Origin of the sequence: Rapidithrix thailandica (genome assembly GCF_039710355.1) — a bacterium.
In the GTDB taxonomy this organism is placed as follows: Bacteria; Bacteroidota; Bacteroidia; order Cytophagales; family Flammeovirgaceae; genus Rapidithrix; species Rapidithrix thailandica.
On record NZ_JBDKWZ010000004.1, the window covers coordinates 291,937 to 317,815 of the forward strand.

12 protein-coding genes are annotated in these 25,879 nt (G+C 43.2%); 4 read left to right on the forward strand and 8 right to left on the reverse strand.

Annotated features, from left to right (window positions below; genetic code table 11):
* Positions 1 to 380 precede the first annotated feature (380 nt).
* Positions 381 to 1,517 (forward strand): Atu1372/SO_1960 family protein, encoded by a 1,137-nt coding sequence (locus AAG747_RS08870; RefSeq protein WP_346820802.1) that lies wholly within the window; start codon positions 381 to 383, stop codon positions 1,515 to 1,517.
* A 196-nt stretch (positions 1,518 to 1,713) separates the two neighbouring features.
* On the opposite strand, the gene AAG747_RS08875 is transcribed toward AAG747_RS08870, so the two are convergent.
* The 3 genes from AAG747_RS08875 to AAG747_RS08885 all read right to left on the reverse strand — a co-directional run bounded on the left by AAG747_RS08875 (position 1,714) and on the right by AAG747_RS08885 (position 8,520).
* A complete protein-coding gene (locus tag AAG747_RS08875) occupies positions 1,714 to 5,349 on the reverse strand; it encodes a glycoside hydrolase family 2 protein (protein WP_346820803.1) in 3,636 nt (1,211 codons plus the stop codon).
* 274 nt (positions 5,350 to 5,623) lie between these two features.
* On the reverse strand, positions 5,624 to 7,045 hold the full coding sequence (locus AAG747_RS08880; protein ID WP_346820804.1) for a sulfatase: 1,422 nt from the start codon (positions 7,043 to 7,045) through the stop codon (positions 5,624 to 5,626).
* Between the two features lie 233 nt (positions 7,046 to 7,278).
* Positions 7,279 to 8,520: a hypothetical protein gene (locus tag AAG747_RS08885; RefSeq protein ID WP_346820805.1), complete on the reverse strand. Its 1,242-nt coding sequence runs from the start codon at positions 8,518 to 8,520 to the stop codon at positions 7,279 to 7,281.
* A 345-nt stretch (positions 8,521 to 8,865) separates the two neighbouring features.
* Between AAG747_RS08885 and AAG747_RS08890 the strand changes: the two genes are divergently transcribed.
* Positions 8,866 to 9,744 carry a YicC/YloC family endoribonuclease gene (locus AAG747_RS08890; RefSeq protein WP_346820806.1) on the forward strand — a complete coding sequence of 293 codons (879 nt, stop codon included), beginning with the start codon at positions 8,866 to 8,868 and terminating at the stop codon, positions 9,742 to 9,744.
* Positions 9,745 to 9,880: 136 nt separating this feature from the next.
* Here the strand turns inward: AAG747_RS08890 and hemG are convergent, their stop codons facing one another.
* Both hemG and AAG747_RS08900 read right to left on the reverse strand, forming a co-directional pair.
* Positions 9,881 to 11,206 (reverse strand): protoporphyrinogen oxidase, encoded by a 1,326-nt coding sequence (hemG, locus tag AAG747_RS08895; protein WP_346820807.1) that lies wholly within the window; start codon positions 11,204 to 11,206, stop codon positions 9,881 to 9,883.
* Positions 11,207 to 11,417: 211 nt separating this feature from the next.
* Positions 11,418 to 15,992 (reverse strand): hypothetical protein, encoded by a 4,575-nt coding sequence (locus tag AAG747_RS08900; protein WP_346820808.1) that lies wholly within the window; start codon positions 15,990 to 15,992, stop codon positions 11,418 to 11,420.
* 325 nt (positions 15,993 to 16,317) lie between these two features.
* Between AAG747_RS08900 and AAG747_RS08905 the strand changes: the two genes are divergently transcribed.
* A complete protein-coding gene (locus tag AAG747_RS08905) occupies positions 16,318 to 16,935 on the forward strand; it encodes a hypothetical protein (RefSeq protein ID WP_346820809.1) in 618 nt (205 codons plus the stop codon).
* Positions 16,936 to 17,005: 70 nt separating this feature from the next.
* Here AAG747_RS08905 and AAG747_RS08910 read toward each other — a convergent pair whose 3' ends face one another.
* On the reverse strand, positions 17,006 to 17,989 hold the full coding sequence (locus tag AAG747_RS08910; RefSeq protein WP_346820810.1) for an AAA family ATPase: 984 nt from the start codon (positions 17,987 to 17,989) through the stop codon (positions 17,006 to 17,008).
* Between the two features lie 552 nt (positions 17,990 to 18,541).
* Here AAG747_RS08910 and AAG747_RS08915 point away from each other — a divergent pair.
* Positions 18,542 to 21,313 (forward strand): T9SS type A sorting domain-containing protein, encoded by a 2,772-nt coding sequence (locus AAG747_RS08915; protein ID WP_346820811.1) that lies wholly within the window; start codon positions 18,542 to 18,544, stop codon positions 21,311 to 21,313.
* Between the two features lie 97 nt (positions 21,314 to 21,410).
* Here AAG747_RS08915 and AAG747_RS08920 read toward each other — a convergent pair whose 3' ends face one another.
* Both AAG747_RS08920 and metH read right to left on the reverse strand, forming a co-directional pair.
* On the reverse strand, positions 21,411 to 21,788 hold the full coding sequence (locus tag AAG747_RS08920; RefSeq protein WP_346820812.1) for a hypothetical protein: 378 nt from the start codon (positions 21,786 to 21,788) through the stop codon (positions 21,411 to 21,413).
* A 75-nt stretch (positions 21,789 to 21,863) separates the two neighbouring features.
* Positions 21,864 to 25,658 (reverse strand): methionine synthase, encoded by a 3,795-nt coding sequence (metH, locus tag AAG747_RS08925; protein ID WP_346820813.1) that lies wholly within the window; start codon positions 25,656 to 25,658, stop codon positions 21,864 to 21,866.
* Positions 25,659 to 25,879 lie beyond the last annotated feature (221 nt).

Here is a 25,879-nt window from a genome sequence, read left to right on the forward strand (position 1 = left end):
CAGCTGCTGAAGGGCTGAGAGCTGTTGGATTTTTTTATAAGTATTTTTTCCTTCTGGTATTCCTCATTATTCTATTGAAGTAACACATCAGGCAAACCCGGTGTGTTGTTGAGGAAAAATAAACTGAGGAAATTCTGAAAGTGACTGGCAAATGAAATACAAATTGCTTCTATGGCATAGGCACAGCAGCTTCCTTGCAGATGGTTTTTCAGTTGCAGGGTGGCTATCGGGATTGAGAGAGTTGCTTTGGCAAAGTTTCAAACAAATAAGGGAATCACGGATAGCTTCACTATTTTTGCCGGGGCAATAAAGGAGCGCCTCGTTCTATGAACCCAAGAGCCTTTTCCTGAACAGAGACAGAAAATCAAAATTGTTTTTTTATGAAATTATATAGCACAATATGCTTGGTTTTGACCATCTTTTTTGTAAGTAATATTCAGGCGCAAAAAGCCAAAATACTTGTCTTAATTCATTCAGATAATGGCGGGACTTATAAGTTAGCGAAAGAGATAGCAACCGGTATTGAGGCAAAAGGGGAGGCAAATGCTTATATCAAACAGGTGAAAGCTTCTGAGCATCCCATCCTAAAAAGTATTCCTGTAGCAGAGGTTGAAGAATTAACCTCCTATGATGGTATTGCTTTTGGCTCGCCAATCTATTTTGGAAATATGAGTACAGCAATGAGCGAGTTTCTGGCAAAAACCGTAAACTTATGGAGTAACCACGCTTTAGAAGGCATGCCGGCAACGGTATTTATGTCTGCCGGAAGTGGGGCCGGAAAAGAATTGGCCATCCAGTCTTTTTGGAATAGCTTGTCTGTACATGGGATGATACTAGTGAGCAATGGCATGAGAGGTTACGAAAGTGTAGATAAGACTATACCGCAAGGAAACACAGTATTAGGTACAACCAGTTTGGCGTCTTTAAACAACGTGGAAAGACCCTCTCAAAGCGAACGCTTGTTGGCCAGGCTTCAAGGGCAAAAGATCGCCAAGGTTGCATTGGCTCTGAAAGGGACATTTTCCCAAAAAAGGCCAAGCAAAAAGGATTCCTCACAAACAGATGTACATGCCGTTCTCAAAGCGAAACAAATTGAACTGCCTAAAGTACCCGAACCGGCAGGAAACTATCAGCCCTTTGTCCGTACCGGAAATTTGGTTTTTATTAATCAAGTAGCATTAAAGAATGGAAAAATTGTACATCCCGGAAAATTAGGAAAAGGACTAACTGAAGAGCAGGTGCAAGAAGCCACAAGAGTAGCCATTCTAAATGTTTTATCGGTTTTGAAAGATGCGGTTGATGGTGATTTAAATAGGGTAAAAAAATGTGTTCAACTCACTGGAATCTTTAATACAAAAGACGATTATACCCAACATGCAGCATTGATGAATGTCGCCTCAAATTTACTGGTAGACATTTTTGGAGAGAAGGGGCGGCATGCCAGAGCAACCTATGGCGCTTCCTCTATTCCTGTGAATTCATCAGTGGAAATTCAAGCTGTTTTTGAAATTGAGTAGCTAAAATTAGGTAATGCCAAGAACAAATAGTGGAAGTGAAAAAGGAAAGGCATTGCCCCTGAATTAACCAGTAGAGACACTAAGTTGTTTGAAAAGCTGGTTATGGGAATTAAAGAAGCCTCTAAATCAAAGATTGGTGATTTGGAGGCTTCGAAGTATTTTAAAGTTTGTTGACTTTTCCAGTAACTTCTCTTTGTTAATTGGTTAAGTTTTTAATCAGGTTGATAAATAACTTTGCGGCAACTGGGTCTTGATCTGCCATATTGGTTTCCATTTCGGAGGCTATTAGTCTTCCTTTCTTTTCTGTGATTTCCATCAATGGAATTCCACTCATTTCTGATAAATAATCTTCCGGGGCGCTACCAAGACCCGTGTGTGGTCTTAAATAAGTACACAAAGCGTTGGCATCTTCCGGGTTTTTCAAACGGAATGAGCGCCTGCAAGCTCTAGGTTTTTCTCTACCCACTTGTTGCCACCAGGCCAGTTCCAAAGGACCGATCCCTTCAAAGGCTTCATGTTCGGGAATATGCATGTTTACTACTCTTCCCTTTCTTTCATACAAGGATTCGATTTTATTGTAATATAACCATTGTAGGTGCTTTCCGGGGTGTACCAGTAATACATTACTTCCATTGCCACAAACTTTTTTGACATCTTCCCAATTGTACGGCACTTCTTCATCGGTATCCAAATTGGCAATTATCAATAAATCGGCTTTAATAAAACGGATTGCTGTGAGGTCGCTTATTTTTTGATATTTCAGCCCCAGAAAATCCAATACTTTACAGGTCTCTCCTGTCAAGTCAAAAACTGCAATCTTTTTATTCTCCGAAAGGTGTTGAGTACTTACCCATTGCTTTTCGGCAATGGTCAAATCATAAGTGTTTGCCGAGAGGGTTTGCCCCTGGGTGTGTAGGGTCAATACCAATTGATAAGTGGCCTTGGAAACAGGCAAACTTTCGGGTAAATTGACTTCAAGCTCCATCCATTTCCGTTGGTAATGTGGTACAGATGGTACATCTTGAACCCCTTCATGGAGTACAGTGCCTTGATACTCAATTGCCCATTTCAACTGAGAGGTTGGAATGGCATTGCCATCGTTTGCATCATTGACTATACAAACACGAGGCTTGATAGTAGAACCTGCATAAAAGTTTCTTCCAAACAGCTCTGCACTGACTAATACCGGGTTGGACGCTTTTTTAACGGCATCGTATACAGGGTAAGGTGTGATCCGGTCGGCATCATATACATTCCTGAACCAACATACATTGGCAAATAATAGTACGCCTGCCGAGGCCGGACTGGTTCTGCGGATGACTTCCATCAATTCTTTTGTCATAAAAGCATGCCTTTGCAAGGTGAAGGTCGGATCTTTGTCTTCATAGGCCCAATCTCCTACCCAAGCTTGTGGTACATAGTTTTTAAAAAGGTATTTCCTGTTAAAGTGACCGCTATCATTATTGGTGTACCCGGTTGATGTTTCCTGACTAAAAAACGGCCGGTTAGTATTCGCTCCAGGCGACCAATAAATGCGCTTGGACCATTCTCCGTCAATGATTTGGAAGAAATCCCGATTGTACCAATTAAAATATACATGGCGGTCGTCAATATCTCCATCATCTATCCCCAGGGGTTTTAAGTTTTGCTGATAATCTGTCAGGACACGGCCATAACCTGAATCGGCAGAAATAACGGTATTGGGAGATAGTTTCCGGATTTCTTTGATTACTTCAGAAAGGATTTCCCATTTTTTTATCCGGATTTCTGGCGGATCATTATGGTAGAACATGGTAAAGTACATCTCATTATTGACTGTCCAGATCAATAAAGAGGGGTGGTTTCTGTACTTTTTGACCAGAGAGAGCATTTCCTCTTTCCACACATCGAGTAACTCTTGTGAGGGGATATTGCCGATCATTAACCAAGGCCATGAACCTTCATAACTCACACCAACACCTTGTGTGTCGGCGGCATCCATCCAAGCTTTGGTAAACGGACTGCCATGAGAACGAGTCATCATTTGATTGCCCTCGTGCATCAACTTAAAAAATGTATTTGCTAATTTGCGGTCATTCGGGGCAATACCACAAGGTGGATGGTTGGCACCCCGAACCCAATAAGGTCTTCCATTCAAATAAAACTGATTCCCTCTCGCTTCAAAAGTCCTAAACCCTATGGTTGTGTGTTGGGTGTCAATCAACTTACCCTGTTGGTACAAAGAGGTGACCAATGTATAAAGGTTGGGTTGTTCAGGACTCCACAGTTTAGGACGGATAGTTCCTGTTTTGCAGTGGACTTCAGCAGTCGTTCCTGGTTGTATTGTAATCCTTTTGCGCGATTCCGAAATGGAAAGAGGCTGATGGGTTTGTGGGTCTATGATGTCTAATTTTACATCTATCTTTCCTTCGTCTTGACCGGTATTGTTTATACTGATTTCAAAAGTCCCTCCCTTAGCTGTTATATTGGCATATACATCTTTGATATATGTAGCTTGGGTAACGACAAGTTTTACTTCCTGCCAGATACCTCCTTCATCCCCGTTAAACATGCCAAAAGGTAGAGAATTGAGCATGTCATTAGTGACATCCACTGAAACAGCTTTGGTCACATTTTGATCGGCATTGGCTGCCTTTTTGTTTTTCCGTACTTTTACTCCTACTGCAATGATATTTTTACCCGGTTTTACCACATCGGTGATGTCAAATGCAAAATCGCCAAACATCCCGATGTGTCCTCCAACGTATTGACCATTTACATACACATCGGCTATTTTTGAAACAGCATCGAAATGTAAGCTGTAGCGTTTCCCTTCTAGCTTTTTAGGCAATTCGATCCAGTGTCGATACCAGGCCGAGTTGGTTTTTGTATAATCAAAAGTATAGGCCTCACACCTGCTTTCTTCGTTTTCTCTGTAGTTGTCAGAGAGGCCGCTGCCCCGGTGTGGTAGTCCAGAGTCTTGTAGGTGCAGCCAGTTGCGAACAGGGTTCCAGAAGCTCGGCACCTGCATTACATGCCAGTTTTCATCATTTAATTGAACGGCATAAGGCGCATCCCCATCCGGCTTTATCTGGTATCCTGGCATAAACAACCAATCCCCATTGAGGGCGACTTCATTTCTTGCAGCGCTAAGCTTTTTGATTTTATGCCCCCGGTAATTTGTACGTTGTTTTGCTCTAAGCTTTTCTTTTTGGCTTTGGGTGAGTTTCTTCGAATATTTTAAGGTATCAGCCGAATAATTAGCTACTTCCTTTGTGGTCAGTTGTTTGATATTTAAGTCTTGATAATCGGTTCGAATCCATCCGCCACCTAGTACGGCCGTGCCGCCTTTCAAATATTCTTTATCTTTGACAATGATCCGGGCTCGCTCTTCTTCATTGAGGTACACCCTGATGTTTCCTTCCCAAAAGATAATCCTGATCTTATAGGTTTCACCTGGTTTAGGTTGGAAATCCAAAGATTCAAGGGCTAACATTTCATTTTTTGCATTCGATTGGTATCGACATAAATAAAGATCATTGTTGTTCCCTCCTCGTAGTCCAAGGGCATAACGGTTGTTTCTATCCTGAAAGCCAAACCCTGACCAAATCTGCACTTGCTCTGCATTGTTTGGAGCTTTTGCAAAAAAAGACATTTCAAAATTTTCCGGACTTTGTTCTTTCAACGCAATAAAACAGTCTTTGATTGAAAGGTGATTTTCTTTCCATTCTGTCGAGCCTCGGCCTATAATATGTACCTCTTCTTTTGAAAAATGGTAGTCTTGGGCTAATGATAAATTGTAACTCAAAACCAGGTAAATAAATACCCAGCATTTTTTAATTTCTCGTTTCATTTAACTTTTCGTTTAATTTAGTACTATGTTCTTTACCTGTATTATTTGTACTGAAGTAGCTAAACTATTAAAAATACCATTAAACGCCCCATTTTTCATGCTTTTCAATTTTTGTACAGTGGTTTTCTGTGAAAGGTGTTGAAACAAAACAATTTAATGACTCAAACGAGGTGCCTTGTTTTTCAAGAAAAAAGTCGGTGATAGCAGCAGGAAATGAAGGAGTGAACCTTCCAGGTTAAAACACAACCGGAAGGTTATTTTAAGATTATCCCCTTTATCTTACGTCTTCCCGTACAATGTAATCCGGGTTGGGTTCCATAGGGACGGGGGCTTGGATCGCCTGGCGCCATTGGCTCATTAATAGTTTTAATTCCTGTAACTTCGCGGGTTCCTTTGCAATCAGGTTTTGGCTTTCTTCCAGGTCTTCTTTCAGGTTGAATAATTCAAAACGCCCCTCTTCAAAATACTCGATCAGTTTATAATCCCCTTTCCGGATGGCTCCGGCCGGAGTGATGCGAAAGGCTCCTTGCGAAGGGTGGTAAGCTTCCAGATAAGCGGGGAAATGCCAGTAAATGGCTTCCCGCTGTAAGGGGCCGCTTTGTGTCAAAAGGGGAAACAGACTTTCACCGTCCAGGATTTTTTCTTCAGGCTTTTTCAATCCGGCTGCTTCCAAAAAGCTAGGAAAGAGGTCTGTACCGATCACAGGAACTTCGGAACGGGTCCGGGCTTGAATTTTTTCCGGCCAGGTGACACTCATGGGCACCCGGATCCCTCCTTCATAAAGCATCCCTTTGGAGCCGCGCAAAGGCTTGTTGGAAGTAACCACTCCATGCCCACCGTTATCCGAATAAAAAACGATCATGGTGTTTTGGTACAAGTTGAGCGCTTTCAGTTTTTCAACAATTTTCCCGACTCCCTGGTCTACACTTTCGATCATCGCAGCATATTCGGCATTCTTTTGCTCGTCTACTACGGGTTTATGGTTGTATTTTTCTGTCAATTCCTTTTTTCCTTGAATAGGCGTATGGACGGCAAAATGTGTTAGGTACATGAAAAAGGGAGCCTCTTGGTGTTGCTCGATAAACCGGATGGCTTCCTCATTGAGGCGGTCGGTAAGGTATTCTCCTTCGGGCCCATCCTGAAGTTTGGGGTTTTGATAGGGAGAAAAATAGGATTTGGGGTGTCCTTTATGCGTACCTCCGATATTAATATCGAAGCCTTGGCCTTTTGGACCCGTATACGGAGCTTCTCCCAAATGCCATTTCCCGATCGAAACGGATGTGTAACCGGCTGGCTTTAAGGCTTCAGCCATGGTCAGGACTCCGGTATCCAAGGTAGTTTTATTGGGGATGGGAATGATTTTACGTTGGGCCTTGTCTCCCCGTTCACTGGAGTTTACCGTATAGATTCCATGCCGGGGGGAATATTGTCCGGAAAGTAAACAAGCCCGTGAAGGAGCACAGTTGGGCGCATTGGCATATGCATTGGTGAAGGTCATTCCGTCTGCTGCCAGTTGGTCGATATGGGGTGTTTCATAAAACTGGCTTCCGTTAAAACCGACATCCCGCCAGCCATAGTCATCTACATAGATTAAGATGATATTCGGTTTTGCCTGCTCGTGTTTTTTCGCCTGACAGGCAAAGAAAAGGAAAAGAAATAGGGACGCATAATACGGTTTGAATAGGTTCATAATCATTTTAACTTAGGTTTTAATCTACTTAGGCATTCAAAGTAACTAATTAAATCCGGAAAGGCTTCACAATTTATTTACATACAAAAACGGGGGAGAAGACTCACAACTCTTCTGAGAAGTCTTTCACCGGACCGAGTCAAAACCAATGGAAAGAATCATGTTAACTATGGATGGTTAAAGCAAAAAAAGCTGCCGGTATACTACCGGCAGCCTGGGAAGTTTACGATTAGTTTAGTTTATAAATAAGATTGTACTTCTAAGGTTAAGATTGAACCGTCTTCATTATGGTTGCAATGCCCCGGGCCTATAAGGCCATGATTGTACTTTTCAAGGACTAAGGCCAAGGTGAGGAATTCGGTTTTTTTGACAAGTTTCAGGAGATTATAGTTCCAGCTTTTCACCTCTTTAGGTGTGTACTTTTTGAATAGATGCCGGGCGTCTTTTAAGGCAACGGCCACCTCCAAAGGCACACTACTTCCCCGGATTACATTCAATACGGCCGCGATATATTGCCGGCTTAATACGTAGTATGCATTGTGGTCAGGGTCGGTATTAAGGGTTGTTTCCCAGCTTTTTCCGCTAAGGAAAAATAGCTCGTTTTGACCTTGTTCTCCTAATTTATCCCATGTAGTGTCAAAAGAGAAACCGGAAGCGTTGGCTTTCCAATAGTAATGCGAATTGGTGCAGCCAAAAATGCCTTTGGATACCTGAAAGGCAATGTTATCAATGGCTCCACCTGCTTCGTCCAGGTGTACGATCATTTTCTTGAGGCCACTGAGCGGACCAAAATTACTGATCCGGGCATATCCGTTGTTGCCCAGTACCGGGAGGGGTTGTTGTATTACCCCGAAGGTTCCTACAAATTTTACATACGCTCCTGCCCGGTTGACATCAACGAGGTCTAAGGATTTGATCCGGATATCGGAATAGCCTAATAGAAACAGTTCGGAAAAGTCGATAGTAAATTCTACTCCGGCAGTGTGTTCGTCTCCGGGATCATGGCTGTTCAGGTCTTCTTCGGAAATAATCAACACCTGATGGAGTTGATTACAATTTTGATAAGGTTGTCCGGCTTCTCCGCCTTTGCCTATTCCCGGTCCCGGTCCGGTTCCGGTATTGAATGTTTCGTTCGGCGTGCCCAAATCATCATCGCCTCCGGTCGGATGCTCGGAATCGAAAATCATTGCCGCATTTTTGTATTTGCCCAAATCAGGATTATATCCCCAGATTTTTACCGGACCTACGCCATTTTTAGAATGAGTTTTGAACACGATTTCACCGGGTTGATGATGGTGATTGTCAAACGTAATGACTTCATCTTCCGGGTCGAAATTGAATAAGCACAATGAAGTGCCTCCTAACGCCATATGCTTACTGGAAGTTGGAGTAGGCGCTACATCCACCACCTCTTTATCACAGCTGAATAAAGAGAATAGTAAAGTTGTAAGGACAAGTTTGCAAAAGACTTGTGTAGTCATAGTAATTTAGGTTAAAGTTAATAATTGAGAAATTGTAATTATTTTAAGATTAACCTAAGATACTATATACAGTAAATTGCTTGTGTTACGGTATGTTAACTGATTTGAATAAATATTAATATTCTCCTATTAGTCTTTGTTGGGCTTTTGCAAACCATGCTGTGGAACTATTCTTGAAAAAGCAGGGGAAGAGTGAGGAAATAGACGCTCAAGGTCAATTATTTACCCGGAAAAAGTGGCAACCGGGAAAGACAGGTGATTTTATCTGTACCGGTTCATTCTTCTTGTCAATCTTATTCCTTAGGTTTGCGAAAAGATTTATTTACTTTTAACTTTTTATCCTTTATGATAAAATCGATGACCGGATATGGAAGCGCGCTGAAAGAAACTGAGAATCTGGAGGTGAAAGTGGAGATACGCACGCTGAATTCTAAATTTCTGGACTCTAATGTTAAGCTGAATGGTCATTTTTCCGATAAAGAAATTGAGATCAAAAATTTAGTGAGCAAAGAGTTGGTGAGGGGCAAGGTGTCCCTATTGTTGAATTATGCTTCCAAAAGGCCCGAATTGCATAAATTCAAAGTAAACCAAGCCATTGCCGAGCAATATTATAATGAGTTGAGCCAAACCGCAGATGCCTTCAGTTTATCCAAACAGGATATCCTGCGCCTGATGATGCAAATGCCGGATATTTGTATCAACGATTGGGACGATGCGCATTTGGAAGAGGATTGGAAAGTAGTAAAAGCCACTATTTTGGAGGCTATCAAAGCCTGTGATGAGTTCCGTGTCAAGGAAGGGCAAGCTCTGAAAGTGGCTTTTGAAGAAGGGGTACAACATATCAGGGAGTTGCAGGTAAAGGTGGAAGAAAGAGACCCTGAAAGGGTGAAAAAAATCCGGACAAAGCTGGAAAGCCAAGTACAAGAGTTTTCCAATAACGAAAACTTTGATGCCAACCGCTTTGAACAGGAATTGATTTACTATATTGAAAAGCTGGACATCAGTGAGGAGAAAGTGCGTTTGAAAAACCACTTGAATTATTTGGAAGAAACACTGAACAATTCGCGTTCGGAAGGGAAAAAGCTGGGCTTTATTTGCCAGGAAATCGGCCGGGAAATCAATACCATCGGATCAAAAGCAAACGATGCTGAGATTCAACGCCTGGTAGTGAATATGAAGGATGAATTGGAGAAAATGAAAGAACAAGTACTGAATGTACTTTAATCTTTCGTTGAGCAGTTTACATTGCACCGATAAGCCTGCGTAAATGTCTACCAACAGGGATGGGAAGAACGTTTCTAAACACAATGAAACAACTTATGCTCTCCTCATCCTTGTTATTTTCTTTTTATCGTTTTTTCTAAACCTCGTGCGGATGGATTTGGGGGCTTAGCGTATTTGCTAAAGTGGCTCCTTTGTCAATGCAATCCGCAATAGACACCCCTCCATACCAATTGGCACATACATGAATGCCTTGCTTTGCCAATTGAGGTAGTTTCGTTTCAACAGGCAAGATCCGTTGGTCGTACTGGGGGATGGCCTTCGGCCAGAATGTAAAATGTTGATATATGGGTGCCGCACTGATCTGATAGCAATTTTGTAATTCACGGGTGACGTTTGCCCGGATTTCATCCTCACCCAATTGCGCATTTTTCTCGTATTGTACTCCTCCTACAAAACTAGTGATTAATACTTTGTCATCTGCGGTGCGATTGCGGAACAAGCTACTGCTCCAGATGCTTCCGGCCAGAAACAAACCGGAGGTCTTCGGGTTTAATCCTCCAAAGCCGTTTAAGGGGTGCCCTACGGCATCTCTTTCAAATACCGAATGTACTACGGCCATGGGGGGGTAATGCAATTGCATTAAGCTTTCAGCGAAATCGGGGTGGAGTTCGTTGAGAATATTGGCGGTAGCTCTTGCCGGAAGAGACAAGACAATTTGATCAAAAGCAAAACTCCCTTTCTCCGTGCTTACCCGGAAGCCTCCTTCATTTGCTTCGATCCGTGATACTTTGCAGTTGTATTCAATATGTTCCAGCACGCTGGCCAGTTTGTAAGGCAAAGTTTGCATACCCTCTGTAAAACTCACAGCCACTTTGCGTTCGGTGGTTTTGGCATTTTTGATAAAGCCTTTCAGTACCGAGCCGTATTTTGCCTCAAATGCTAGCAGGGATGGAAACGTTTTTTCCATTAAAAGTTGAGCCGGATCACCTGCATAAATCCCCGAAATAAAAGGGTTTACGGCATTCTCAACGACCTCTTTTCCAAAATGCCGTTGGAAAAAATCCGCTACGGTTTCACCCGCTTGCCCTTTAGAACGGTGAAAAAACTCAAAGAGAATTTTCATTTTGGTAGAAAAGCTGAAAAAGTTATTGGACAACAAGGCCGGAGGAGAGGAGGGCAATGCCTGGTAGGCTCCGTTTTTAAAAATATACCGGTGCTTGCTGACTTCTTCAGGAGTAATGGTTTCCCGGTCCAGGTCTAATTCCCGGAGCAAAGTCAGTGTATTTTGATTGCATAAGAGGGAGTTGGGCCCCAATTCCAGCAGGTGGCCTTGGTCTTTTTTACTGGCAATTACCCCGCCTGCGCGAGATGAAAGCTCCAATAAAGTATAAGGGACTCCTTTCTTTTGTAAATAGTAGGCCGTAGCTAATCCCGAAATGCCTCCTCCTATGATGCCGATCATAATCTTCGTATAGTTTAAATTTTGCCAAGTAAATGCAAATGTTAAGTGCATGCACCTAATCGAACGAATGGTAGTTCAGTATAAATTTCAGATAGTAAAAGGGAAAAAACAAGCCCTTACTTTCTTGGTTTGAAATTATATACTTTTTAAATAAGGAAGGTTGATTTTGATCATCTTTGTTTGGCAATAAAGATGAAGCGGGCAAATGAGATTAAGGCTCTTTGGTTTCGTTTTTCTCTTTTGACCCTTTTTTGATCCCGATACTGGAGATAATACCCCGCATAACGGTGGCCGACATATAATTAAAGATCGATTTGCTCTTGTCCCGTTCTTTGTAAATATTGGCTTTCCGGGTGAACAGGAACTTCGGATTGTCTCCTTTTACCAGAAAACGGTTGATAAAGAAATTCAACAAGCGTTCTTGTAAACCCGATTTCTGGGTGTTTTTGTTGAGGAGCGATACTTCCAGGTTTTTGTAGTGAAAATTCATTTTCCCCTTTGCATAGTCATCATTGGCTTCCACTTTAAAGGCCATCTTGTCCGCAGTGCCACTTTTGATCTTCAGAAAAGCCACATTGGTCAACATCGGGTTGATCTCTTTCAAATTCATCTGATCCATTTTACCCTCGTAGTAGAAGGTATTTTTTTCATCTGCTAAAGGAACGGTAAAAGTCACTGTCATCAACCCGGTTCCCATCATATACGAATAGGCATAAATTTCTGCGGAAAGCCCTTTGGCTAAGAGGCTTGAATCATTGGTGATGTTGTAGGCATAGACATTCATGGCTTTGAATTTCACCGCTCCGGGCTGTTTGCCGTCTTCAGCCAATTCTTCGTACGTGATGGAATTGTTGGTGTAGTTGATCGTATCAATTTTTATGTAAACAGGCGCTTCCCGCAAGGCTTGTTGAGGCAACTTGGGGGAATGGTTTTCGGGAAATGGAGGACGTTTGTCCCTGAATATGGTCATGTCCATGCCGTCTATGGCCAATTTCCCGACATTGATTCGCCTTCGAAATAACAGGTCGTGAAAATTCAGCCGGTCAATTTGTAATTGTTTGTTTTTTATGGACATCCAATCTTGTTCATGCCCCACTTTGAAACCCAGCTCGTATTTATCCACCAGAGGGATCAGTTGAATAGAATCCAATACCACTTGTTGCTTACCAGTAGAAATACGGCCGTTTTTTACATATACGGCATACAAACTGTCGGGCAAGTCCAGGCTATATTCCTTAAACTGTAAAGTGATGTCATCAGTGAATAAAAACCGGCTTTGGTCTTGATAGGTCGTACTGTCGAGTTGAAAGCGGGTAACCGATCCTTGTAATAAAGGAATTGTTAGGGATTCAATTTTATCCGGATGCCGGGTTTGTAAGGCCAGATTTGCCTGGTCAAACTGAATATGATTGATTTGGTAAGAATGAAAACCATTGGCCACCTTGGCGTATAAGCTGTCCGGGTTAAACGGTTTCTTGTCCGGCTTGGGCAATAAAGCATTGGTATATACGGTCATTTCCGGCTTTTCCAGATGCAAAGTATCGATCACCAAAGCTTTGTGCAAAATCCCCTGGTATACATCCAAATCTTGAATCAGGATACGGGGGATTTTTACATCCATCACTTGCTTTTTGTGATCGGTGGCCAGGAGTTGTGGGTTTGCCGTAAAGGGTTTTACCGGGCCCATATGAAAGCCTTCCAGGACAATGTCTTGCTGGCGGGTAGAAAAAGAAATATGATCTACCTTGATTTGATGAGCTTGGTCCGGTAACAAGTGGTGAACGCCCTCCAGCTTAACTTGCAAGTTTTGACTGAACAGCAGGTTGTCAGGAGTAAGGGTAGTGCTTGTGTCCATTGACAAATGCTCCAGGCTAATGTGAAAATTATCCACCTCCAGCGCTTGTCGTTGCCCCTTTTGATTAAAGTGGATCAGGCTGGTGTTGCCTTGCGGAATGTCAATTTTGCGAATAGCCACTTTGCGCAGCGTTTTGCTCAGTGCTTTGGGCAAGTCTGCCAGTGAAAAAGAACCCCTTTGCTTTTTCTGCTTTTCTTCCCGGTTCCTTAACAAGGCGATGATTTGCGGCCTGGGAATTAAGAGTTCTCCCATTTCCAACTCCTGGTCATAATATAATTTATCCCAGTCCACATCATACAATTGAAGGGTGGGGAGATAGACATCGTACTGTTTGGGAAGGGACTCTACCGCCCGGAAGCCTTTGGGTTGTATTTGTATCTGATCCGCTAACAGTGAAGCATTGGATTTGGAAAGAATCATTTCTCCCACGGTCAGGGTATGTATTGAGTCCGGTAGTTGTAAAGACAGGTTTTGAGTGATGACTTCCGCATCTTCATATTGCAATAGTACTTGGTTGTTTTGCAAGGCATTGGTATCCAATTGTACGGCCCGCATACATACGGAAAAGAAGTCTGCCGAAGAGTTATTGGGGTTATCTACTTGGTATTGGTAGAATTGGTACTTCCCGTTGTTGATATCAAAATTTTCGATTTCAATGCCTTTGAATACCTGGGATAAAGCCAACGCTTTTTGACCTTTCTGTTTTTTCAACGAGTCTTTTAAAATATGCACGGGCACATTCAGCGAATCTTTGAAATAGGTAATATCAGGCGTATTGAGTGAAAACTGTCCGATACGCAAAGTGCTGTCGTAGTACAATTTGTGAAAATCAATTTCCTCCAATAGTAATTGTTGAAGATTAAATTGCATAAAGTGGATAGGAGAGGGGCGTTGATACAAGACCGGGTCTCCGGGGATAATGGTCGGGTATACAAGCAATCCGGAAGCATAAAAACTGGAATCCCGGATGGAAAAATCCAGCTGGTCGATTTCCATCATATGCAAACTGTCGGGCAGACTGATGCCTGCATCGGTGAGGTGCAAGGCAATGTCCCGGGTGTATAAAATTTTACTGGAATCCTTTACGGCATAAGGGTCCAAACGCATGCTGTCGATACTGACCGAAAAGGCATCAATCCAATAGGTAGTGGTGGTATCTTGGGCATACCGGGTGACATCAAAAACCCCGTTTTCAATATCCATCCGGTTGAAGGATACCGACCTGAACTGCTTTGAAAGTAAAGGATATAGATTTTTAATGTTGACCGGTTCACTTTCTATTGCCGGCATTTCTTGTTCGAGACTGTCTGCTACAGGCATGGGAGGAAGCCGTAATGAATCCGTTCCTGCCGTAGTGTCGGGTGTCAAGATATATGGATAATGAAGGACTTCCAGTTTTGGCCGGGTTAATTTGATGTGATGTAAGTCCAGTTTTTTTTCATTGAGAAGTTTCCATACATCAAACCCGGTGAGTTGCAGTTGTGGAAAGTGACAATTGAGCACCTGTTTTTTTTGTTTCTTTTTCAACCTTTCCGGCAGATAGTCGGAAGCTACGGGAGTGAGAAAAATATTCCGTCCGTTAAAGGCGCGGTTGTAGGTAGAAAGGCGGATGTGCCCGGCCTTGATGTTGTGTAACTGATCGGGCAAGGTCGTGCGGTAATCCCGTAAGGAAAGGCTAAAGTTGTCCAAATACAATTTGGGCTTCCGGAATTGTTGCGTGGCCGAATCCAATAAAAAGCGCCCCCCTTGAAAGGTGAAGTCATTCAGGACGAGTGCTTGTCCCCCCAAAGTGAGGTCGAAATTGGCTTGCTTTAGATTAATTTGATTGATATCGATCAATTCCAGGTAGTTGCCTAACAATGCATATAAGTCCAGGGGTTGTTTGAGCGAATCGGGGACGGGGTGTTTGATGACTTTGCCACTTGGCTGTAATACCGATATTTGATCCACATATATTTTTTTATCAAAATAAGCTTTGTGGAAGTCTACTCCTTCAAAACGCAATTCCGGTAAACGCAACTGAAAGTAGTCAAACTTTCGCTCTCTTTGGGCATTAAGCCGTTCGTAATGATTTTGAAAGGTGCGGATATGAACGTTTTTGACATAACTCAGACTATCCGCCGTAGAAACATATAGTTCACCCAAGTGGAACTCATAAGGGGTATTTTCCAGCCGGACGCTATTGTTGGTAATTTGTAAAGTGATACCACTTGTGGTAAATGCAATCTGTTCTTCCAAAGTAGAAGCCAAAGAGTCGATAACAAAGTCATTTACCTGTAGGCTGATGTTTTCCAGTGAGTTGAATTTGACATTCTCTTTGGACAAGTCCGTGACTTGTAAAGAGGCATTGTTGATTTGAAAATTGTTAATCCGGAAAAGCTTGAGGTAATCGGCAATGATAAAGTAGAGGTTGTCCAACTTGTGTTGATCTTTTTCTTTAAGTGCTTCCCGGGTTTTGTAATTAAAGGCTTGTATATGAGGTTTTTCAAAGGCTATTTCCTGAATATGTAATTCATTGTCCCAGTAAATTTTTGCCAATTGCAAACCACTCAATTGAGCTTCGGGAATTTGTACTTCATACACATTGCGGTTGGTATCCCAGCGCTGGGTACGAGGGTTGTATTTATTGGAATCCAAGCGGACTTGTAAGTTGGTAAACTTCATTCCGCTTTTGAACAGGTTAAAATGAATCCGGTCAAAATCAGCGTAGTACAAGCCACCGCTTTGGGCGTGAACGATTTCTTTGATAAGAGCTCCTACAATGTCTTCAGTGTACAGTTGTAAGAGAAGTTGGCCGTTGATCAACAGTAAAAAAAAACCGAAAAACCCGAAAATACTTTTTCTGATAAACCGCTTCAAACCCGCCTTCTTGGGAGCAAGAGGGGCTTGATCGGCTTGATGAGAAGTTGGCGTTTCATGGGTTTTGCTCATAGAGTCTATAAAAGCTTTCTCTGTACTAAATTAAGAGATCCCGGTTGATTTCAATCCGGTTTTGCCTGTTTTCCCTTTCTGTCAAAACAAGAGGGGGCAGGCATGTTTACTTTAAGTGTTCATCCACCCCAATCCTATTGAGGTATCCCTTCCTTACAAAGATCTCTTTTGAATAGGGATAGAGAATTTGATAAAATTAGAAATAATCTGGTAAAAGCGAAGATTCCGGCTACTTTTATCTATGTAAGAAAATCGAGGGGTTTGATTGACAAAAGTCCTTGTTATTGCCCCCCGGGAAAAATAAATTCGCCTAAAACACTTAATTATGAGATTAAAATTAATATTTGGGATACTGTTTTTGGGGTTTGGGGTGATCTTGTATTTGATCGGGAAACCTGCTTTACATACTGAATATGCACATTTACAGGAGGCTACTGCTCTGGATACGGCAAAACCGGCCGAAGGACAGCGGGTGTGGGTTGAAGGGAAAGTCAGTGCCGACAACCCTTTGTTGGTGAAAGACTTTGTGGTGGCCAATAAAGAAGACTATACCGGAACGGGCAAACTGAACGGTTGGAAGGTAGTACAGGAATACCTGCAAGAAATTAAGGTGGTAACTCCTTCGAATACCCTACAAGTAGTGTTTTCGGAAGTGCCCACCAGAGGAACGGAACAAACCGTGGTGAGTACGGAAGCCCGCACGGAAAAAGGCCGGCATATCCGTTACCGGGGAGTTACCGCTCAAAGTACCGTGACCTTTATTGGAGAGGTTCAAAAAGTTGCTCCTTTAAAGGTAAAGGCAGAGCATGTGTATGTGGGCAAGCTAAGTGATTATCAAAAAATGTTGGATGAAGGTAACGAGCTGATCAATTATATCTGTGGAGGGTTGGCTTTGATCGGCCTTCTTTTAGCCCTTTGGCATTTCGCCAGCCGCAGGCCCTGAAGAAGCATTATTTACTACCCGTAGAGATACTCCGGTTCATATCTCTACGGGTCTCTTGCTGTTTTTTGCTTTATCTGGGAACTTCCACTTCATTAATGATCTCTTCAATGATTTTATCCGTTCCGGCTCCTTCCATCTCTTTTTCGGGAGTGAGAATAATCCGGTGGCGTAATACGGGATAAGCTACTTGTTTGATATCATCCGGTGTCACAAAATCACGGCCTTGAATAGCTGCATAAGCTTTGGAACTACTCAGAATGGCCAACGAAGCCCTGGGAGAGGCGCCTAAATATAACGACCCGCTGTTTCGCGTTCTTTCAATGATTTGGGCGATGTACCGGAGGATTTGTTGATCCACCTCCACATTGTTTACCAGCTCCCTGAAGCGTTGAATTTGTTCGGGGCTAAGAATCGCCCGGATTTCCTCCAGCTTGAGTGAACTCTTTTGTTTATGGAAGCCTTCCAGAATGTTTACTTCTTCTTCCATCGTAGGGTAATTGACCTCAATTTTAAATAAAAACCGGTCCAATTGCGCTTCTGGTAAGCGATACGTTCCTTCCTGTTCGATAGGGTTTTGTGTGGCCACTACCAAAAAGGGAAACCCCATCTCATACCGTTTCCCATCAATAGTCGCCTGTTTTTCCTCCATTACCTCAAACAGTGCCGATTGGGTTTTGGCCGGGGCACGGTTGATTTCATCGATCAGAACAATATTTGAAAATACAGGTCCTTGCTTAAAATTGAACTCAGAGGTTTGCAAATTATATACATTGGTTCCGAGTATGTCCGAAGGCATCAGATCGGGTGTAAATTGTATTCTGGAAAAATCCGCAGCAATGATCCTGGATAAAATTTTGGCAGTCAGGGTTTTGGCAACGCCCGGAACCCCTTCAATCAACACATGTCCGTCCGAAAGGATGGCAGTGATCAACAGATCCAGCATTTGTTCTTGTCCTACCAAGATTTTTCTTGCCTCTTCCCTGATTTGTTGTATAGTTGATTTGATTTCGTTTAAGTCAATCCGGTTTTCAAAAAGATTGCTATTTGGTTCCATTAAACAGTCTGTATTAGGTTTGAAAAGCAAAGGTTACAAATAAAGAATAATTTTTGGGAATGCGCCAACATGGATAGAATTAATTCATTGGTAAAGAGCTCGCTTTAGCAATGCAACAGTCTGAAGAGAGGATAACTACCGTATTGCTACCCTGTTTCCGGAGGCTATGTGTGCATTCTTTTCTCAATACTCTTTTCCATGTTGATATTGACAATTATTAACGAAAGCCTAATGGCATGCGATTTTTATGCTTATTAAGTAGTTGATGGTACTTAAGTTAGTTTTTATTGGATTTTATAATGAGTACATTTTTTTGACTGCCAATTATTTACAAGTAAATTGTGGGTGAGAATTCCAATGAAAAGGTTTGGTGAATATGTTTAACAAAGCACAAGCGTTGGCGTTGTAATCTTTATCCTTCCACATTAGCTTTGCTTCCTTCCTGATTATCTGAATATTAAGTAAGTGCTCAAATTGAGCTTGGTGTTTTGGCCAGGCAATATGTCGATGCATCTGTGATCCTTAACACAGATGTTTAAATCAATGAATCTTATGAATCTGAAAACATGCAAACTACTGTGGGGTTGTATTTTAATGTTACACCTGTCGTATTTCACCGCTCAGGCTCAGACCTGGCTTCAAAAGCAAAAAGTCTTTTCCGGTACCTATTCCAAGAGTAATGAATCTCCCCGGATTGGCTATTCCGTAGCCATGGATGGAAATACGGCTGTAGTGGGAGCACCTTATAACGATGAGGTGGAAGGAGCATTGAATAATGGCTTGGTGTATGTTTATGAATACGAAGCCGGACAGTGGCATTTTAAAGCTAAATTGTTTCCTTCTTTGCCTTACAACCGGAATTTAGGCCTGCATATCGCCATCTCGGGAGATGTGGTGGTAGTGGGCTTGCCAAGGGATAATGTAAATGAAAAACCGGATCAAGGGGCGGCTTATATGTATGTAAAACCGGCATCCGGATGGGCGGACATGACGGAAACGGCTATCCTTACCGCTTCTGACGGGCAAGCCGGTGACCAACTGGGTACATCCGTAGCTATTGAAGGCGAAGTGGTTGTAGTAGGGGCGACAAAAGCCGATGTGGACGGAAAACCAAACCAAGGAAAAGTCTATGTCTATGAAAAACCTGACATGGGTTGGCAAGACATGACAGAAACCGCAAGGCTGAAGGCTTCGGACGGCTCGGAAGGTGATCATTTTGGGTATTCGATAGCCATCAAAGATAGAAATATTGCAGTAGGTAGTCCTTATGACGATGCCTCCAAAGGAGCCGTCTATCTTTTTGAAAATGAAGCAAACCTTGGGGCTTCTGCTGTGGAAACGGCTAAGTTAACTGCCCTAACCCGGGAAGAAGGAATGAACTTAGGCAATGCCCTTGCTTTTTCCGGTGACGCAATAGTAGCCTCTGCATTCAGAGCAAATAATAGCAAAGGGGCAATGTACGTGTTTGAAAAGCCGCTTTCCGGTTGGACTCATACGAATGAATCCGCCCTTTTGACAGCCTCTGATGCCAATGGGGGAGAACATTTAGGCTATTCATTGGCTTGTACGGAAAACAGTATTGCTGCAGGAGCCCCGGGCGAAAGTATAGACGGTCATATTTCCCAAGGAGCCTTGTATCTGTTTGAAAAAACCGGACAGGGCTGGGGGACTTTTGAAACCAAAAAAATCGTAAACCCTTCTGGCAACAGTGAAGATATGTTGGGCTACCAAATGGCTCTTTCGGATCAATATCTTTTGGCAGGAGCTCCTTATAGGGATACGGAAATGATGAGTGATTGGGGAGGGGTATTTTTCATTCGAAAGCCTGCAGAAGGTTGGACAGGTACCGCACAAATAGAAGAACTTTCCATTCCCACTTGGTCCGAGATATCGAGTTTCAACGATTTGTTTGGGGCCGTGGTTGCCATGGATGCCACCTTGGCAGTGGTTATCGCAACATCTAGCGATGAGTTTGGCCGGGATCAGGGAGTGGCTTATTTATTTGAGCTGCAAGAAGGATATTGGAATGAAGTAGCAAAACTAAGCGCCTCTGATTTATATACTGAAAGTGAATTCGGTGTATCTGTAGCGGTCAGCTCCGGAATGGTAGCGATTGGAGCCCACCGTGCTACCATAGAAGGGAAGGTTCATCAAGGAGCAGTATACCTCTTTGAAAAGCCGGCATCGGGTTGGAAAAATATGACCGAGACAGCCGTGTTGACGGCTTCGGATGGACAAGCATATGACTATTTTGGCTCCAGCCTTGCCATAGAGCGAGAAACCTTGGTGGTGGGGGCATATGGGGCAGACCATGCTTATATGGGTGCCGCGTATGTTTTTGAAAAGAGTGCCGGAACTTGGAATAATGCTATAGAGGTGGCAAGGTTGACAAGTGCCGTTAGGCAAGAAGGAGCCATGTTTGGCTATTCGGTATCTATTTCTCAAAACACCATTGTAGTGGGGAGCAAACAGGAAACTACCCATCATGAAGAAACCGGCAGTACATTTCAAGGGGCGGTATATGTCTTTGAAAAACCTGTAGAAGGATGGGGTACGATGACGGAAACAGCCAGGCTTACCAGCTCTGACGGAGGTGAAGAGGATGGTTTGGGAGGAAGTATTGCTATTTCGGAAGGGTGTATAGTGGCCGGTGCTTCAGGAAACGAAAATAAAAAAGGGGCCGCTTACCTTTTTGTAAAACCTGCGGAGGGTTGGGTTTCAGGAGTAGAAACCGCCAAATTAACCGCTTCGGATGGGCAAAGCTGGGACCACATGGGAAGCGTGGTGGACCTTTACAAAGATACGGTGGTTGTAGGAATGCAAAACCGGCAATATACCAATGCCTATCCCGGCAAAGTATATTATTATATCCAACCGGAAAGCGGTTGGGTAGATATGACGGAAACAGCCATTGAAAGAGCAAGGGACGAAGAGGCGGATGATGAGTTTGGCCAGGCTTTGGCCATTCATGGGAAGTGGATGCTCGTAGGGGCTTTTGGTGACGATGAATCTTCGCCCAATGGAGGGGCTGCGTATTTTTATTATTTTGATGAAACGGTTTCCGGAATCAAGGACGAAGCATTGTCCTTGGAAACTAAGCTATATCCCAACCCTGTGAGTGATGAGGGGTTTACCTTGGAATTTCCATGGGCTAAGGGAAAAAGCAAACTGGAAATTTTAGATCTGAATGGAAGGGCTTATTGGCAAACCGAAGTTGAAAACAGCTTTTATAAAGTGCTAAGACCTACGCTGCCTAAAGGCGTTTATCTTATCAGAATACTGAATAAAAACGGCACATCCGTCAAGCAATTTCTAAGAGACTAATTTTTGCTCGGAAATCCGTTTACCAAACGCTTGGGGCCTTCCGCAACCCCGGAGGGGCTATTGGAATGCATCACCTTTTTGCCGTTTTGAGGCTTGTCTATTTGATGTTCTGATCGTTTTGAAAACGTTCCATGATTAAAAACCGGAAGCGTTCAAATTTTTTCAGGCGTTGTTCCTTCAAATCGGAAGATTCCGATTGATGAATCAGATGCAAAATCAAAGTGAAAAAAGGAGCATAGGTTTCTTGTGGGCCAAATTGCGAAAAAGCATCCAATACTTGGTAAAAGAGCTTTTCCGGTTCCGGATGATGTTGGGCTTCATATTGAAAAGACCAATAGACCTCTTCACCCCAGGAAACTTGCTGTAAGGTTTGGCGAATGCCTTGAAATTGATGATCGGAAATGCCATTGTCTTGATTGAAAATGACATATAATAATTCTCCGAAAGATTGAAACAGGTCGTCTCGAAGATCCATGAGCAGGGGAATGTTCTGGTAAAAAAGTAAAATAGCAGGCCGTTATTCAGCCTGCTATTTAAGTTACTAAAATTATCAATACCCCAGGATACTACTGAGCCATTTTTCTACATCTTTCTGGTCCATGTTTTTACGTTGGGCATAATCTATCACCTGGTCTTTTTGTATTTTTCCAATTCCAAAATACCTGGATTGAGGATGGGCGTAATACCAACCGGAAACAGAAGCAGCCGGGAACATGGCCAAACTGTCGGTGAGCTTGATACCTACTTGCTCTTCTACATCCAAGAGTTCGAAAAGGGTTTTCTTTTCCAGATGGTCCGGACAAGCCGGATATCCCGGAGCCGGACGAATGCCTTTGTATTTTTCACGGATCAGTTCTTCGTTGTCCAGTGTTTCTTCGGGGGTATAGGCCCAGTATTCTTTCCGGACTTTCTCGTGCATCCGTTCGGCAAGAGCTTCTGCCAGGCGGTCGGCCAGGGCTTTTACCATGATGCTGTTGTAATCGTCAAAATCTTTTTCATATTGATCGGCTAATTCTTTACAACCGAAGCCTGCCGATACGGCAAAGCCTCCGATATAATCCTCCTTACCACTTTCCTTAGGAGCGATAAAGTCCGTCAAACTGAAGTTATAGGTTTTCTCCGACTTTTTATTTTGCTGCCGCAAATTATGCAGTAAGGTTTGTACCTGTGTGCGGTTTTCTTTAAACCCAGCCAGTCTGGCAGATTCCGGAGCATTTTCGGTAACCAGTTCCACTTCATCAAAGTCATAAATTTCGATATCGTCATCATTGACGGCATTGGCCGGGAAAAACCCGATCACGGCTTTGGCTGTAAAGAGTTTCTCTTTGACGATTTGATCCAGTAATTGCCGGGCATCTTTGTACAGACGAGTCGCCTCTTCGCCGACCACCGAGTCGGTCAGGATTCTCGGGAAACGCCCTGCCAACTCCCAGGATTGGAAGAAAGGCGTCCAGTCAATATATTCCACTAGCTCTTCCAGTGGGAAATCTTCAAATACTTTGATGCCTAAAAAGGTCGGTTTTACAGGTGTAAATGCTTCCCAATCAGTTGTGAATTTATTGTTTCTCGCGTCTGTCAGGGAAATATATTGTTTGGTACTTCTGCGTTTTTGATGCTCTTCCCGTAGCTGGGCGTATTCATCTTTGAATTTGGTTTTGTAGCCTACCTGCGTATCCGTATTCTCACTGGTAAAAGCCGTGGCGACCGGAACGCTTTTCGAAGCATCCAAAACGTGTACGACCGGTCCACTGTACTCCGGATCTATTTTTACGGCGGTGTGAATCCGGGAGGTCGTAGCTCCTCCGATGAGTAAGGGCAATTTAAAATCCTGCTTTTCCATCTCCCGGGCTACATCCACCATTTCGTCCAGAGAAGGGGTGATTAATCCACTCAAACCGATAGCCGACACGTTTTCCTGTTTGGCTGTTTCCAGGATTTTTTCCGTGGGTACCATTACACCCAAATCGATGATTTCGAAGTTGTTACAGGCTAATACTACCCCGACAATGTTTTTTCCGATATCGTGAACATCGCCTTTCACCGTAGCCAACAAGATTTTAGTCCGTTGTTTTTGTTCGTCAGCCCCCAGGGAGCTGTCTTCCATAAACGGCAACAAATAGGCCACTGCTTTTTTCATGACCCGGGCACTTTTTACCACTTGTGGTAAGAACATTTTTCCTTCTCCGAACAAATCTCCCACAATATTCATCCCATCCATCAAAGGTCCTTCAATAACCTTTAAGGGACTTTTGTAAAGCAGGCGGGCCTCTTCGGTATCTTCATCGATATAATCAATAATTCCTTTGACCAAGGCATGCGACAAGCGCTTCTCTACGGGTTCTTTGCGCCAGCTTTCGTCTTTTACTTTTACCTTACCTTTACTTTTAATGGTTTCGGCATATTCCAGGAGCACCTCTGTGGCATCCTCTTTCCGGTCAAGTAATACATCTTCCACTTTTTCCAAAAGCTCCGGACTGATATCATCGTACACCTCTAACATCGATGGGTTGACAATACCCATGTCCATACCTTCTTTAATAGCATGGTAGAGAAATGCCGAGTGCATGGCCTCCCGTACGGTGTTATTTCCTCTGAAGGAGAAAGAGACATTACTAACACCTCCACTGATATGGGCTTTGGGGAGGTTTTCTTTGATCCACCGGGTCGCTTTGAAAAAGTCCAATGCATTTTGCCGGTGTTCTTCCATTCCGGTGGCTACCGGGAAAATATTGGGGTCAAATATGATATCTTCCGGAGGAAAATTCACTTCATTGACCAGTATATCATAAGAGCGCTTACAAATTTCAATTCTTCGTTCGTAGGTGTCAGCCTGTCCTTGTTCGTCAAAGGCCATCACAATCACCGATGCTCCATACTTGCGGATGAGTCTGGCTTGATGGATAAATTCTTCTTCTCCACTTTTCAAACTGATTGAGTTGACAACAGGCTTCCCCTGTACTACTTTCAAACCGGCTTCAATGATCGGCCATTTGGAAGAGTCAATCATGATCGGTACTTTGGAAATTTCCGGTTCCGAAGCAATCAGGTTTAAGAATCTCACCATGGCTTCTTCTCCTTCAATCATTCCTTCGTCCATATTGATGTCGATGATCTGAGCACCGCCTTCCACTTGGTCTTGAGCTACGGAAAGAGCTTCGTCAAATTTTTCTTCTTTGATCAGACGCAGGAATTTTTTAGACCCGGTTACGTTGGTCCGTTCCCCGACATTCATAAAATTGGCATCGGGCCGCAGGGTAACGGGTTCCAAACCACTTAAGTGCATATTGCCATCGGATTCGGGAATTTCGCGCGGTGGGTATTCCGCCATAATGCGGGTAATTTCCCGGATATGCTCGGGGGTGGTTCCGCAACAGCCTCCGACAATATTCACCAGTTTGTCTTCTGCAAAAGTGCGGAGTACTTTCCCCATATGTTCTGCGGACTCGTCATATTCCCCAAACTCATTGGGTAATCCTGCATTGGGGTGTACACTGATAGCTGTGGTAGCGACTTTGGATAATCTTTGCGCATAAGGTTTCAACATATCGGCTCCCAAGGCGCAGTTAAGCCCTACACTGAATAAGTTGGCATGAGAAATGGAAATCCAAAAGGCTTCAGGCAACTGTCCGGATAGTGTACGTCCACTGGCATCGGTGATGGTACCGGATACCATTACGGGTACTTTATGCCCGGGTATTCCCAACATTGGAAATTCATCGTTGCCTTGTTGAGCTCCTTTTTCTACATCTTCAAAATATTTATCAATGGCAAAAAGGGCCGCTTTACAGTTTAAGGTATCAAATACCGTTTCCACTAACAGGATATCCGAACCTCCTTCTACCAAGGCTTTGGTTTGTTCATAATAAGCTTCCACCAATTGGTCGAAAGTAATCGCCCGATAGCCAGGATCATTTACATCCGGTGATATAGAAGCCGTACGGTTGGTAGGCCCGATGGAACCGGCTACGTATCGGGGTTTGTCCAGGCTTTGAGAGTTGAACTCATCTGCCACCTCCTTGGCTATTTTTGCTGATTGATAGTTGAGCTCAAATACCAAGTCTTGCATTTGGTAGTCTTCCATGGCAATGCGCGTCCCACTGAAGGTGTTGGTCTCTACAATGTCAGCACCCGCCGCGAAGTATTTACGATGTATTGTTTTAATGATTTCCGGCTGCGTGATCGACAATAAGTCATTGTTCCCTTTCAGGTCACAGGGGTGGTCTTGGAAACGGGCACCTCTAAAATCCTCCTCGGTTAATTTGTGTTCCTGGATCAGGGTACCCATAGCCCCGTCCAACACCAATATCCGTTCTTTCAGTAAGCTTTGAACTTCAGGCTTCTTCATAATTAATTTATCCTATCAATATTATAGTCAGCAGTAAAGCATAAGTGATTACAGCAGTGGTACGAGCATAGCATTTTAAGTGATTGGTAAAGGCGGGTAGCTTTTAATTCGGTTTTCGAGTGTGGACGATGAATGGTATACATACACCCAACACATCCTTAAAAGTACTGCCAATACCTTGGGTACTACTTCTGAATCAAATACAATTGGGCTTATACAAA

Coding starts and splice junctions, on each gene's coding strand:
- AAG747_RS08870 (WP_346820802.1), top strand. CDS start 381: ATGAAATTATATAGCACAATATGCTTGGTTTTGACCATCTTTTTTGTA.
- AAG747_RS08875 (WP_346820803.1), bottom strand. CDS start 5,349: ATGAAACGAGAAATTAAAAAATGCTGGGTATTTATTTACCTGGTTTTG.
- AAG747_RS08880 (WP_346820804.1), bottom strand. CDS start 7,045: ATGATTATGAACCTATTCAAACCGTATTATGCGTCCCTATTTCTTTTC.
- AAG747_RS08885 (WP_346820805.1), bottom strand. CDS start 8,520: ATGACTACACAAGTCTTTTGCAAACTTGTCCTTACAACTTTACTATTC.
- AAG747_RS08890 (WP_346820806.1), top strand. CDS start 8,866: ATGATAAAATCGATGACCGGATATGGAAGCGCGCTGAAAGAAACTGAG.
- hemG (WP_346820807.1), bottom strand. CDS start 11,206: ATGATCGGCATCATAGGAGGAGGCATTTCGGGATTAGCTACGGCCTAC.
- AAG747_RS08900 (WP_346820808.1), bottom strand. CDS start 15,992: ATGAGCAAAACCCATGAAACGCCAACTTCTCATCAAGCCGATCAAGCC.
- AAG747_RS08905 (WP_346820809.1), top strand. CDS start 16,318: ATGAGATTAAAATTAATATTTGGGATACTGTTTTTGGGGTTTGGGGTG.
- AAG747_RS08910 (WP_346820810.1), bottom strand. CDS start 17,989: ATGGAACCAAATAGCAATCTTTTTGAAAACCGGATTGACTTAAACGAA.
- AAG747_RS08915 (WP_346820811.1), top strand. CDS start 18,542: ATGAATCTGAAAACATGCAAACTACTGTGGGGTTGTATTTTAATGTTA.
- AAG747_RS08920 (WP_346820812.1), bottom strand. CDS start 21,788: ATGGATCTTCGAGACGACCTGTTTCAATCTTTCGGAGAATTATTATAT.
- metH (WP_346820813.1), bottom strand. CDS start 25,658: ATGAAGAAGCCTGAAGTTCAAAGCTTACTGAAAGAACGGATATTGGTG.